Annotated in this window: 8 protein-coding genes; 4 read left to right on the top strand and 4 right to left on the bottom strand. The window is 73.7% G+C overall.

Features of this window, described 5'->3' with window-relative positions; genetic code table 11:
* Positions 1 to 129: 129 nt before the first annotated feature.
* Positions 130 to 1,482, bottom strand: coding sequence for an MFS transporter (locus ACIQCH_RS37720; protein WP_402588768.1), 1,353 nt, complete (start codon positions 1,480 to 1,482; stop codon positions 130 to 132).
* 25 nt (positions 1,483 to 1,507) lie between these two features.
* Positions 1,508 to 1,945, bottom strand: a complete 438-nt coding sequence (locus ACIQCH_RS37715; protein ID WP_030208105.1) for a MarR family winged helix-turn-helix transcriptional regulator — start codon at positions 1,943 to 1,945, stop codon at positions 1,508 to 1,510.
* Between the two features lie 152 nt (positions 1,946 to 2,097).
* Between ACIQCH_RS37715 and ACIQCH_RS37710 the strand changes: the two genes are divergently transcribed.
* The gene (locus ACIQCH_RS37710; RefSeq protein WP_030208107.1) at positions 2,098 to 2,280 is read left to right on the top strand and encodes a hypothetical protein; all 183 of its coding nucleotides are present in this window, start codon (positions 2,098 to 2,100) and stop codon (positions 2,278 to 2,280) included.
* Positions 2,281 to 2,316: 36 nt separating this feature from the next.
* Here ACIQCH_RS37710 and ACIQCH_RS37705 read toward each other — a convergent pair whose 3' ends face one another.
* Positions 2,317 to 3,771 carry an NCS2 family permease gene (locus ACIQCH_RS37705; protein WP_030208109.1) on the bottom strand — a complete coding sequence of 485 codons (1,455 nt, stop codon included), beginning with the start codon at positions 3,769 to 3,771 and terminating at the stop codon, positions 2,317 to 2,319.
* A 175-nt stretch (positions 3,772 to 3,946) separates the two neighbouring features.
* On the opposite strand from ACIQCH_RS37705, the gene ACIQCH_RS37700 reads away from it, so the two are divergent.
* From ACIQCH_RS37700 to ACIQCH_RS37690, 3 genes are all read left to right on the top strand, one after another.
* Complete coding sequence (locus ACIQCH_RS37700) at positions 3,947 to 4,315, top strand: DUF2530 domain-containing protein (protein WP_402588765.1); 369 nt, start codon at positions 3,947 to 3,949, stop codon at positions 4,313 to 4,315.
* Positions 4,316 to 4,368: 53 nt separating this feature from the next.
* Entirely contained in the window at positions 4,369 to 6,879 is a 2,511-nt protein-coding gene (locus ACIQCH_RS37695) for an HAD-IC family P-type ATPase (protein WP_402588763.1), read from the top strand.
* Between the two features lie 180 nt (positions 6,880 to 7,059).
* Positions 7,060 to 9,288 carry a hypothetical protein gene (locus ACIQCH_RS37690; protein ID WP_402588762.1) on the top strand — a complete coding sequence of 743 codons (2,229 nt, stop codon included), beginning with the start codon at positions 7,060 to 7,062 and terminating at the stop codon, positions 9,286 to 9,288.
* A 384-nt stretch (positions 9,289 to 9,672) separates the two neighbouring features.
* On the opposite strand, the gene ACIQCH_RS37685 is transcribed toward ACIQCH_RS37690, so the two are convergent.
* Positions 9,673 to 12,837: a sacsin N-terminal ATP-binding-like domain-containing protein gene (locus ACIQCH_RS37685; RefSeq protein WP_402588761.1), complete on the bottom strand. Its 3,165-nt coding sequence runs from the start codon at positions 12,835 to 12,837 to the stop codon at positions 9,673 to 9,675.
* Between the last annotated feature and the right edge of the window lie 416 nt (positions 12,838 to 13,253).

Here is a 13,253-nt window from a genome sequence, read left to right as displayed (position 1 = left end):
CTGCCGCAGGGCCTGCAGGCCGCCCCTGTCAAGCGCCGAGGGGACCCACACACCACGGGACCCACCCCCGAAGCCACCCAGCCAGCCGAAGCCCCCGCCCCCGAAGCGAGCCAGCGCCCACCCCGTCCCCTACGCCGCCGCAGCCAACCCCTCCCGCGGCACGAACGTCACGTGGGGCCGCCCCGGCCGCAGGTCCAGCCGCAGCTTCAGCCGGCCCACCCGGGCCATCACCAGGCCGACGCCGACCGCCGCGGCCAGCGACACCAGGCCGCCCGCCGCCATGCCGATCCGGGCGCCGTACGTGTCGGTGACCCAGCCCAGCAGCGGCGCGCCCAGCGGCGTACCGCCGGTGAAGACCATCATGAACAGGGCCATGACCCGTCCCCGCATCTCGGGGTCGGTGGCCATCTGCACGCTGGAGTTCGCGGTGACGTTGACCGTGAGCCCGAACGCGCCGATCGGCACGAGCAGCGCGGCGAAGAGCCAGAAGCCCGGCGCGAAGGCGGTCGCCGTCAGCACGGCGCCGAACAGCACCGCCGACACCACCAGCAGCCGCAGCCGCGCGAGGCCGCGCCGGGCCGCGAGCAGGGCGCCGGCCAGCGAGCCCGCCGCGATGAGCGTGTTGAGCAGGCCGTACAGGCCCGCCTGGCCCTGGAAGACGTCGTCGGTGAAGGCCGACAGCCAGATCGGGAAGTTGAACCCGAAGGTGCCGACGAACCCGATCAGGACGATCGGCCAGATCAGCTCCGGGCGGCCGGCGACGTAGTGCAGGCCCTCGCGCAGCTGGCCCTTGGCCCGCGGCTGCCGCTCGACCGGGTGCAGCTCGCGGGTGCGCATGAGCAGCAGGCCGGCGATCGGGGCCGCGAAGGACAGCCCGTTCAGCAGGAAGGCCCACCCGGACCCGACGGCGGAGATCAGCACGCCGGCGACGGCGGGGCCCACCAGCCGCGCGGACTGGAAGTTCGCGGAGTTGAGGCTGACGGCGTTGGCCAGCTGCCGCTTGCCGACCATCTCGGCGACGAAGGTCTGGCGCGCCGGGTTGTCGACGACCGTGATCAGTCCCGCCAGGAAGGCGGCGAGGTACACGTGCCAGACCTGCACGTGTCCGGTGACGGTCAGCGCGCCGAGCGCGAGACCGGTCAGGCCCAGGGCGGTGTTGGTGGCCACAAGCAGGGGCCGCTTCGGCAGCCGGTCGGCGAGGACGCCGCCGTAGAGGCCGAAGAGGAGCATCGGCAGGAACTGCAGGGCGATCGTGATGCCGACCGCGGAGGCCGATCCCGTCAGGGAGAGGACCAGCCAGTCCTGGGCGATGCGCTGCATCCAGGTGCCGGTGTTCGACACGACCTGGCCGGTCGCGAAGAGCCGGTAGTTCCGGATGCGCAGCGAGCTGAACATGGTGTTCTTGCGCGCCGGCGGGGAGGGGGTGGGGGTAGTGGTTCGATTCGGTCCGGGGGCGGAGTCTGCTCCGGTTCCCGTACTCAAGGGGCTTCGCCTCCTGGGCTCGTTCCTACAGGTGGGCGAGCTTCTCGAGAACGGGTGCGGCCGCGCGGAGCTTGGCCCATTCGTCCTCGTCGAGCTCGGCCGCGAGCCGGGCCAGGAAGGCGTTGCGCTTTCGGCGGCTCTCCTCGAGCATCGCCTCGGCCACCTCGGTCTGGCTGACCACCTTCTGGCGGCGGTCGTCCGGGTGCGGTTCCAGCCGGACCAGTCCCTTGGCCTCCAGCAGCGCGACGATGCGGGTCATCGACGGCGGCTGGACGTGCTCGCGGCGGGCCAGCTCACCGGGGGTGGCCGAGCCGCAGCGGGCGAGTGTGCCGAGCACCGACATTTCGGTGGGGCTGAGCGATTCGTCGACGCGCTGGTGCTTCAGGCGCCGGCCCAGCCGCATGACGGCGGAGCGCAGATCGTTCACGGCGGCAGCGTCGTCGCCATGGGAGAGGTCGAGCATGTTCCTTAGCATAGCTCATTAGCCTGACTAAGGAACAATGGATTGCGCCCACCGTGCCGCACCACACATCCGACACCCGATCATCACTCATACGGGTGAGCCCGCTCCCGAAAGTGACACGCGTACACGCCGTCCGCCCCGACCCTGAGCCCATGGGGACACACGTGCTCAGCATGCGCATAGACGGGGAGCTGCTGGCCCGACTCCGGGACCATGCCGCGAAACGCGGAATGAGCGTCCAGGACTACGTGGTCCGGACGCTCGTTCGCGACGACTTCGACGAGCGCTTCAAGGCGTGCGTCGACGAGACGGAGAAGTTCTACGGGCTCACGTGACGCCGGGGCGGCCGACGTGAGCCCGTAGCGACGGGCTCACGTGAGGCCGAGGGCCGGCATCGCGTAGTAGAAGACGAACACCGCCGACACGACGTACATCGCCGCCGGGACCTCGCGGCCCCGGCCGGCGGCCAGCCGCAGCACGGTGAAGGCGATGAAGCCGATGCCGATGCCGTTGGTGATCGAGTACGTGAACGGCATCATCAGCATCGCCAGGAACGCCGGCACCGCGATGGTGAAGTCGCTCCAGTCGATGTCCTTCACCGAGCCCGCGAGGATCAGGAAGCCCACCGCGACCAGCGCGGGGGTGGCCGCCTGCGACGGGACCATGGTGGCCAGCGGCGTCAGGAAGAGGGCCACGGCGAAGAGCGCGCCGGTGACCACGCTGGCGAGGCCCGTGCGGGCGCCCTCGCCGACGCCGGCCGTGGACTCGACGAAGCAGGTGTTCGCGGAGGAGGAGGTCGCGCCGCCGGCGGCGACCGCGAGGCCGTCCACGATCAGCACCTTGTTGATGCCCGGCAGGTTGCCCTCGGCGTCGTTCAGCTTCGCCTCGTCCGCGACGCCGAGGATCGTGCCCATCGCGTCGAAGAAGCAGGACAGCAGGACGGTGAAGACGAAGAGCAGGCCCGTCAGCAGGCCGACCTTCGAGAACCCGCCGAACAGGCTGACCTGGCCGACCAGGCCGAAGTCGGGAGCGGCCACCGGGTTGCCCGGCCACTGCGGGACGGTCAGGCCCCAGGCCTGGCCCGGCAGGTCGGCGACCAGCTGGATCGCCACGGCGGCCACCGTCATCACGACGATCGAGATGAGGATCGCGCCCGGTACCTTGCGGATGAGCAGCGCGAGGGTCAGCAGCACGCCGGCGACGAAGACGAGCACCGGCCAGCCGAGCAGGTGGCCGTTGCCGCCGAGCTGCAGCGGGACGGTGGTGTGGGCGGCGTCCGGGATGCGGGAGACGAAGCCGGAGTCCACCAGGCCGATCAGCATGATGAACAGGCCGATGCCGATCGCGATGCCCTTGCGCAGGCCGAGCGGCACGGCGTTCATGACCCGCTCGCGCAGGCCGGTGGCCACCAGCAGCATCACCACGACGCCGGCCAGGACCACCATGCCCATGGCGTCGGGCCAGCTCATGCGCGGGGCCAGCTGGAGGGCCACGACGGTGTTCACGCCGAGGCCGGCCGCCAGCGCGATGGGCACGTTGCCGATGACGCCCATGAGGAGGGTGGTCAGGGCCGCGGTCAGCACGGTGGCGGTGACCAGCTGGCCGCCGTCGAGCTGGTGCCCGTACATGTCCTTCGCGCTGCCCAGGATGATCGGGTTCAGCACGATGATGTACGCCATCGCGAAGAAGGTGGCGAAGCCACCGCGGACCTCGCGGGCCACGGTCGAACCGCGCTCCGAGATCCGGAAGTAGCGGTCCAGGGCGGACCCGGTGCCCTGCGGGGAAGGCGTGGAGGCGGGGGCCACGGTGGGGGCCGACGTCGTCATGCGGTCCTCGGGAGTGGAGCGGGATGGTCCCGTACGGTCGGTCGCCGCGCTGCGACCTTGGCGGTTGCTACGAAGTGAACCCGCCACGGGCAAACCGTTTCAGTATGAACACATGAACGAAGGGGCGTCCATCTCCGCGCGTAGACCCTTGGTACGCCCTTCTAGACTGCTGTCCATGGCGAAGTGGACCCCCAAGCACGAAGCACCCGAGCCCCTCGAAGGGCCGGTGGCCGCCACCATCACGGGCGGCACGATCCTCTGGTTCGCCATGTTCCTGGTGCAGCTCCCCTTCTACGGCTGGTTCGCCGACCGCGACCTGCTGTGGTGGGTGTGGACCTGTGCGGCCGGCGGCGCGCTGGGCCTGATCGGCATCAAGTACGTACGGGCCCGCGACGCGGCCCTCAAGCGGCACGCGGCCGAAGCGGCGACGGACGGAGCGGCGGGCGGAGTGGCGGCGGACGGAGCGGCCGCGGGCGGAGCGGCCGCGGGGCCGGCCGGCCCGGGAGCAGGCCCACAGGACGATTCGGGTCATACCGAGGTCTGATCTTCACACCGCTCGGGGGGTGAAGGGCGCCGACCGCCCGTACCGTCGAAACCATGACGCAGCGGTCGAAGATCGACGCCGAAGGACCCGAGCCGGGCGGCGGAAGCGGCGGCGGCAGCAGCGCCGGTGCCCACGCCGGCGCCGCGATCGACGCCGGTGCCGCGATCGACGCGGGCGCCGAACTCGACCCCGTCCACCCCGTCGCACCCCCCGCCCCCCTGTTCCGGGCGGGCGGCCTGACCGCGGCCGCCGTCGCCGAGCGCATCGCCCGCGGCGCCGTCAACGACGTACCCGTCCGCAGCAGCCGCTCCACGACCGACATCGTCCGGGGCAACGTCTTCACCCGCTTCAACGCGATCATCGGCGTGCTGTGGCTGATCATGCTGTTCGTGGCACCGATCCAGGACAGCCTCTTCGGCTTCGTGATCATCGCCAACACCGGCATCGGCATCGTCCAGGAACTGCGCGCCAAGAAGACCCTGGACGGTCTCGCGGTCATCGGCGAGGCCAAACCCACCGTCCGGCGCGACGGCCGGGCCGCCGAGATCTCCACCTCCGAGATCGTCCTGGACGACGTCATCGAACTCGGCCCCGGCGACAAGGTCGTCGTCGACGGCGTGGTCGGCGAGGCCGACGGCCTGGAGATCGACGAGTCCCTGCTCACCGGCGAGGCCGACCCGGTCCTGAAGAAGCCCGGCGACCAGGTCATGTCCGGCTCGTTCGTGGTCGCCGGCGGCGGCGCGTTCACCGCCACCAAGGTCGGCCGCGAGGCCTACGCCGCCCAGCTCGCCGAGGAGGCCTCCCGCTTCACCCTCGTCCACTCCGAGCTGCGCTCCGGCATCTCCACCATCCTCAAGTACGTCACCTGGATGATGATCCCGACCTCGATCGGTCTGATCATCAGCCAGCTCGTGGTCAAGGGGAACGACCTCGACGACGCCATCGCCCGCACCGTCGGCGGCATCGTCCCGATGATCCCCGAAGGCCTGGTGCTGCTGACCTCCGTGGCCTTCGCCATCGGCGTCGTCCGGCTGGGCCGCAAGCAGTGCCTGGTCCAGGAACTGCCCGCCATCGAGGGCCTGGCCCGGGTGGACGTGGTCTGCCTCGACAAGACCGGCACCCTCACCGAGGGCGGCATGGACGTCACCGAGCTGCGCACCCTGGGCGGGGCGGACCCGGGGTACGTGCACAAGGTCCTCGGCGCGCTCGGCGAGTCCGACCCGCGCCCCAACGCCAGCCTGCAGGCCGTCATCGACGCCTACCCGGACGAGGAGGACTGGCGCTGCACCGAGTCCCTGCCCTTCTCCTCCGCCCGCAAGTACAGCGGCGCGAGCTTCAGCGAGGGCGACGGCGAGACGTCCACCTGGCTGCTGGGCGCGCCCGACGTGCTGCTGCCGCCCGGCGACCCGGCCCTGGAGGAGGTCACCGCGCTCAACGAGGAGGGCCTGCGGGTCCTGCTGCTGGCCCGGTCCGCGCGCGAGCTGGACGACCCGCAGGTGGCCGGCGGGGCCAAGCCCACCGCCCTGATCGTCCTGGAGCAGCGGCTGCGGCCGGACGCCGCGGACACCCTGCGGTACTTCGACGAGCAGAACGTGCACGCCAAGGTCATCTCCGGCGACAACGCGATCTCCGTCTCGGCGGTGGCCGCCAAGCTCGGCCTGCCCGGCGCCGAGAACACCGTCGACGCCCGCGCGCTGCCCGCCGAGCAGGCCGAGATGGCCCAGGAGCTCGACAAGAACGCCGTCTTCGGCCGGGTCACCCCGCAGCAGAAGCGGGACATGGTCGGCGCCCTCCAGTCCCGCGGCCACACCGTCGCCATGACCGGCGACGGCGTCAACGACGTGCTGGCCCTCAAGGACGCCGACATCGGCGTCTCGATGGGCTCCGGGTCGGAGGCCACCCGGGCGGTCGCGCAGATCGTGCTGCTGAACAACAGCTTCTCGACCCTGCCCTCGGTCGTCGCCGAGGGCCGCCGGGTGATCGGGAACATCACGCGGGTGGCGACCCTGTTCCTCGTCAAGACGGTCTACTCGGTGCTGCTGGCCCTCCTGGTGGTGTGCTGGCAGGTGGAGTACCCGTTCCTGCCCCGGCACCTGACCCTGCTGTCCACCCTGACCATCGGCGTGCCGGCCTTCTTCCTCGCCCTGGCCCCCAACAAGGAGCGGGCCCGGCCGCACTTCGTCCGGCGCGTGATGCGGTACGCGATCCCGGGCGGCGTCATCGCGGCGGTGGCCACGTTCGTCACGTACCTGCTGGCCCGCCACCACTACAGCGGCCCCGGCGCCCTGGACGCCGAGACCAGTGCGGCGACGCTGACGCTGTTCCTGGTGTCGATGTGGGTGCTGGCGATCATCGCCCGCCCCTACACGTGGTGGCGGGTGGCCCTGGTCGCCTCGATGGGCGGGGCCTTCCTGGTCGTGCTGGTCGTGCCGTGGCTCCAGGACTTCTTCCAGCTGAAGCTGGTGGGCACGACCATGCCCTGGACCGCCGTCGCCGTCGCCGCGGCGGGCGCCGCCGCGGTCGAGTTCACCTTCCGCTGGGTGGACCGCCGGTTCCCCGCCTGACCGGCCGGCACCGGTACAAGTTCCCGGGCTGGTAACGGATCCGGACCCCGCCTCCCCATCGATCGGCCCGCGCCCTACGCTGTGCGCGCCGCATCGAGAGGTAGGGGGCACGCCACCATGGCCGGAACCGACACACGCAACAGAAGACACGGGGGCCGGGGAGGGCGGTCGGCCGCGGCGGTGGCCGGGGCGCTCGCGCTGCTGGCCGCGGGCGCGGGCCTCGGCGCGCAGCCGGCCGGGGCGGCCCCCACGTACGCGGTGAAGGTCCAACTGCTGCACGCCGCGGGCACGCAGTCCGAGATCCACGTGTGGGACCGCACCACGTGGAAGGAGTACGACGTCCCGGTGGCGGACGGCGCCGACTCCGGGACCGTCGCCCTGCCGGCCGGCGACTACCTCACCATCGCCAACTACACCGACTGGACCGTCAGGACCGGCTTCGTCCCCAAGACGTTCAAGGTCGCCTCGGCCGCGACCACCGTCACGCTCGACGCCGACCTCGCCAAGCCGGCCGGCATCACCGTCGACGACCCCGGTGCCGGACCGGTCGTGACCGACGCCTGGTACACGCTGCCCGACGGACAGCCCGCCGCCTTCCAGGTCGGCTGGGGCAAGCAGCTCTCCGCGGCCCCGATCGCACTGCCCGGCCTGACCCTCAACCTGCACCAGGTGCTGCAGAAGAAGGGCGCGGGCCAGAACCGCCCCAGCCCCTACCGGTACGACCTCCTGCACCAGTTCCACGACGGCAGCCCGGCCTCCCCCGTCGTCGCCGTCTCCACCGCCGGCCTGGCCGTGCAGCACACCTCCGTGCGCGCCCAGGGCGCCGGTACCAGCGCCACCCTGTGGGCCACGGCCTCCACCGAGGACGGCAGCCAGAGCGGCACCTACGTCGACACCGCCGTGCCGCTGGCCGTCTCGTACACCCACTACCTCACGCCGGGCGCCCGCTTCGAGCGCTACCTGGAGTACGGGCCGCACTCCTTCGACCTGCCGCACCTCGAACTCCCCGCGGGCGACGCGGCCGCCACCGAGTACGTGGGCCGCGCTCCCTTCACGAACCGGGCCTCGCAGTTCACCGCCTCCGGGTACGCGGACGGCACCTTCTCGCTCAACGAGTCGTCCTCGCTCTCCGACGCCTACGGACACGAGGGGCGCGACAACGAGTCGCGCACGACGTACCGGGTGACCAGCGGCGCGACGGTGCTCGGCGCGTCGTCGGTGCTCTCGCCGTACGACACGTACACCGTGGACGCGGCCGCCTCGTACACGACCTTCAAGATCAACCACACCGTCCTGCGCGCCGGCGCGCAGAGCCGGCTGTCCTCGCGGGTCTCCACCGACTGGAGCTTCCCGCGCAGCGCCCTGCCGGGCGGTGGGGCCGGCACCGGGCAGCTGCCGGTGGTCGACCCGCAGCTGACGGTCGGCGGGCTGGACGCCCGCAACCGGGCCGCCGCCGGCCCGGTCCAGGTCAAGGCGGTCCTGGTGCCGCGGGTGGCGGGCACGACCGCCACCCCGACCAAGGTCGAGTACTCCAAGGACGACGGCGCCACGTGGGTCGCGGCCTCCGCCGCCGGCGCCCCCGGCACGTACACGGTCACGGTCCCGGCCGACGCCGCGTTCGTGGCCCTGCGCGTCAGCGGCACGGACAGCGCGGGCGGCGCCGTCACGCAGACCGTGCTGCGCGCCTTCGGCGGCCCCGCCGCCGAGAACGCGCTCAAGGCCGGCGCCACCTCCGTCGGCACCGTCGTGGTCAACGAGGGCAAGACGTTCGTGCCCCGCCTGACCGGGCAGGGCGCCGTCACGGCCACCTTCACCGCCACCGAACCGTCGGGCATCTCCGCGGCCGGCGTGTACCTCTACCACGGCTCCTACGACTCCCCCGACGGCATCCTGAACGAGTCCGCCCCCGCCGACTGCGTGAAGCGCCCGGCGAGCAGCACGTACGACTGCGTGGCCGCGATCCCCGTCAGCGGGCGGGACCGGATCGGGCTGAACAAGCTGGCCGGCACCTGGTCGGCGGCCGCCTGGGCGTTCGCCGAGGGCGGCACGAGCTTCTTCAGCGGGCCGGTCCCGGGCACGGGTGCCGTCAAGAGGTCCTCCGCCCTGACGGTGGACGCGGCGCCCGAGCCGGTGGACCCGGGGGCGACCGTGACCGTGACCGGCAAGCTCACCGGCTCGGCGTGGGAGTACGGGGCCTCCACCGCGCTCACGGGGCAGAAGGTGGAACTGCAGTTCCGCAAGGCCGGATCGACGACGTGGACCGTGCTCGGCTCGGGCACGACGGACGGCAAGGGCGCGGTGAAGGTGACCGCGAAGGCCACCGTGGACGGCGGCTACCGGCTCAGGTACGCCGGCACCTCGGCGTCGGCGTCCTGCTACTCGAGCGTGGACAACGTCGACGTGCGGTGAGTCGGGGGTGGCGGGGGGGGCCGGGGCGTCGGGGGCGGGCGCGTCGGGGGGCTACCGGTGGTGGTCCGACGCGGGGCTGCGGAGGCGAGCGGTGTCGGGGTGGGCTCGCTTCGTGGGGCCGTCCCGTGGTGTGTGGGTCCCCTCGCCTCTTGACCCGTCATGGCCTGCAGGCCCTGCGGCAGGCCCACCCCTGGGGCAAGGGGCTCCGCCCCTGGCCTACGGCCACCCCAGGCCCGGGCCTGCCTCCGGACCAGCCTGCCATGACGCCTCAAGAGGCTTCCCCACACACCACGGGCCGGCCGGCCCTCGTGAGACGGCCGACTGGGCCTCGTAAGACGGCCGACCGGCCCTCGTGAGACGGTGGCCGGGGCCGGCCCCGCACCGTCAGTCGAACCAGCGGTCCCGGGCCAGTTCCTCGGTCCGGGACGGGTCCTCCAGCAGCGCGGCCACCTCGAAGCGGCGCGGCCACTGGCCCGCCGCCCAGGCCAGCCCCGCCGCCACGCCCTCCAGCGTCGCCGCGTGCAGCACGCCGTCCGGGGTGCGCCGCCAGTCGAGCTCGACGCCGTCCGCGACCAGCTCCTCGTGCTCGACGTACGAGTCCGGGGTCGCCGCGCCCAGCAGCACCCGCACCGCCTCCGGCACCCGCCGCTCCTCACCGCCACCGGCCGGCTCCGCGCTCAGGATCTCCGACAGCCGCCGCACCTGGAACAGCTCCGCCAGATCAGCCGCCCGCGCGGGGGCCACCGGCAGCAGCGGCAGGCCGCCCGAGAGCGGCAGCAGGTCGGGCGCGTCGGCCACCACCGCGTCGGCCGCGTCCACGACCCGCAGCTCCCCGTCGACCACCGCGCGCAGCTCCTCCGGCAGGGTCACCTGCTCGGGGTCGAGGTCGGCCAGCGCCCCGTACAGCGCGTGCAGCTGACGGGCCGACACCTCCCGCTCGGGCTCGACGAGCCGGCCCAGCAGTTCGGCCGCGCCGCCCGGCTCGTCGAGCAGGGCCGCCACCGACGTCCGCACGCCCAGCGCCCGCAGCACCTGCTCGTCCTCGAAGCCGGTGACCGCGGCGGAGGTGTACAGCCCCTCCAGGAGCGGGTCCCCGCCGGCCGCCCGCAGTCCGGCCGGACGGCGGCCGTCGAGCACCGGGTGGTCGCGCAGCCACCACGCGGTGTACGGGCGTACGGACTGCGTGGTGCCGTCCGGGAGCAGCACCCGTACCGGCTGGGTCAGCGCGTCCCGCAGCGGCGGCTGCGCGAGCAGGGCCAGGGCCTGCGGCCAGGCGTCGTCGTCGACCAGGTCGAGGTCCCGGACGGCCACGATCTCGGTGGCCACCGGCGGCACGGGCGTGTCGGGCAGCTGGTCGAGCAGGTCCTCGCACCACACGTCGACCAGGTCGAGCAGACCGGCGTCGTCCGGCTCGGGGAAATCACCCTCGCGCGGCTCCAGTTCGTCCGGGTCGAGGACCACGTCGGTGGCGCGCACCAATTGGAAGTTGGCGAGCACGCCGCAGGCGACGAGCGGCTGCGCACCCCACCGCTCGGCCAACTCGGCGTCGACCATCCCCAGTTCACCCTCGCGCATGACGGCGGCGAACGGCGAGCCCGGCAGCACGAGTTCGGCCGCCGGGGCCGGCTCGCCGTCCTCGTCGGGCAGCGCGAGGGCGCCCAGCCAGGGCTCGTCGCCCGGCTCCAGACCGGCGTCCCGGACCAGGCCGAGCACGACCTCGGCGAGCTCCTCCGGCTCCAGCGCGTCCTCGTCCCAGATGTCCTCCGCGTCCAACGACGCGGCCACCGCGGCCCGCACCTGGGGCGTGGTCAGCACCGCGCGCGGGGAGGCGGGCAGCGCGCCCAGCTTCTCCAGCAGCGGGTGCGCGGCGTCGGGGTGGGCGACCTTGAGGCCGAGGCGGGTCAGCCCGGCGGGCGTGTCGGGTCCGGGCAGCAGGACGTGGCGCGGGCCGATCGTGGTGGGCACGGCGCCCTCGACGGCTCCGCCCTCCTCCTCGGGGTGGGGAGCGGGCTCCCAGCCGACCTCCTTGGCCGGCCCCGCGGCCAGCGGCACGGGCAGCCCGGACAGCCGGTCCGGGTCCACCCCGGCCAGGGTGTCGTACAGCCGGTACCACCAGTGCGGGGGCCGCTCGATGCCCCCGATCCGCTCGATGGCGTCCCCCAGCGGCAGCCGGCCCACGCCCAGGGCGCGCAGCTCGGTGCGCCGTTCCAGTCCGGCGGGCAGCAGGGTGGGCAGCACCTCGGCGAGCACGCGCACCGTGTCGGCGCCCGCGCCCTCGACCACCTCCGCCTCGAACGGGCGCAGCGCGGTCAGTTCCTCGGAGGGCACGGCCGGGGCGAGGAACGCGGTGCGCGGCAGCCGCTCCAGCACGGCGGCGCGCAGGGCGCCGTCGAGCTCGCCCTTGCCGAGCGGGCCGGGCACCAGGTCCACCAGAGCGGTCGTCACCGGCTGCCAGTCCGCGAGGAGCTCGGCGTACGCGTCGGCCGCGCGCTGGACCAGGAAGTCGGTCAGCGGGCCGGGCGCGGGGTGGCGGCGGGCGGTGTCCAGCGGGAGCGAGGCGATGAGCAGGGCCGGGATGCCCAGCGGCTCGTCGGTCGGGGTCGGGGCGTGCACCACCGGCGCGGTGTCGGGGCGTACCGGGGCGCCCTCGGCGTCGGCCGGGACGGCCCAGGACACGGTCCAGTGCGGGCGCAGCCGCTCCTCGACGGGGCGGTCGGCCAGCAGCCCGGGCTCGATGGGCCCGGAGCGGCGGACGGTCCGCCAGCGGGTGGGTCCCTTCGCGCTGTCGTCGACGACCGTGTACGGGCCGTCGGTGCGCCGGGTCAGGGTGCGGACGCCCTCCGGGCTCTCGACGACCACCTCGCGCAGGCCGGGCAGGGTGAGCAGGAGGGCGTCGTCGATGCCGGCGAGCAGCCGGGCGACCAGGTCCTCGGCCCCGCCGTCGCGCAGCGGGAGGACGACCACGGTGTCGTACCCCTCGGGGGCCGTGCCCTCGGCGGGCAGCGGCAGCCGCAGCAACGGCACGTGGCCGTCGCGGCGGCGCAGTTCGTCGCCGAGGCCGGGGCTGCCCGTGGTGGCCTGCTGGGCCAACTCGCGGGCCTCGGCCAGGGACCACCGGACGCCGCCGTGCCGGCCGAGGATGGCGGGCTCGTCACTGACCGCGAGGACGGCGGCGAAGCCGACGCCGAAGCGGCCGACGCTGCCGCCGTCGGTGCTGCCGCGCTTGGCGGAGGCGCGCAGCGTGCTGAGCGACTCCACTCCCGTGGCGTCCAACGGCGCGCCGGTGTTGGCGGCGGCCAGCAGCCCGCCCCGGAGCGTGAGCCGCAACCGCCCGTCGACGCCGCCCCGGGCCGCCGCGTCCGCCGCGTTCTGCGCCAGCTCGACCACGAGACGGTCGCGGTAGCCGCCCAGCGCGAGGTCCTCCTCGGCGTTCGCGTCCTCACGGAACCGGGCGGGGCTCGCGCCCCACGCGTCGAGTACCCCTCGCCGCAGCCGCGCGGTACCGAAGGGGTCCACGCCGCCCTGGGCCGCCGTCGCTCGTCCGGTCACGCCGTCGCCTCCTGCCGCTGCCTGCCGCTCGCCTTGCCAGGCCCGAAGGTACCGCGCCACCCGACCCCCCGGCCTGCTGGGGCTCCGCCCCACCACCCCGTGCCGCCCCACCAGCCCCACCAGCCCCGGAAGCCCACCGCTCCGCGGCGCTCCCGATCCCGATCCCGATCCCGAAGCCGGCACCCACGCCCACGGCGCCCCGCACCGGATCCGCCTCGAACGCCGGCGGGGCTGCAATTCGCCCCGGCCCCCCGGTCCCACGCCCTTGGAGCCCCCGCCCGCCAACACCAGCCGAACGAAGCAAAGCTCCCGCCCGGCCGCCCCGTGGTGTGTGGGGGAGGCGCTTGAGGCGGTAGGGCAGGCTGGTCCGGAGGCAGGCCCGGGCCTGGGGTGGCCGAAGGCCAGGGCGAAGCCCC

It is taken from the genome of Streptomyces sp. NPDC093225 (assembly GCF_044753805.1).
GTDB lineage: Bacteria > Actinomycetota > Actinomycetes > Streptomycetales > Streptomycetaceae > Streptomyces.
The sequence above is the reverse complement of the archived record's forward strand: the minus strand, read 5'-3'. Positions and strand labels throughout refer to the sequence as shown.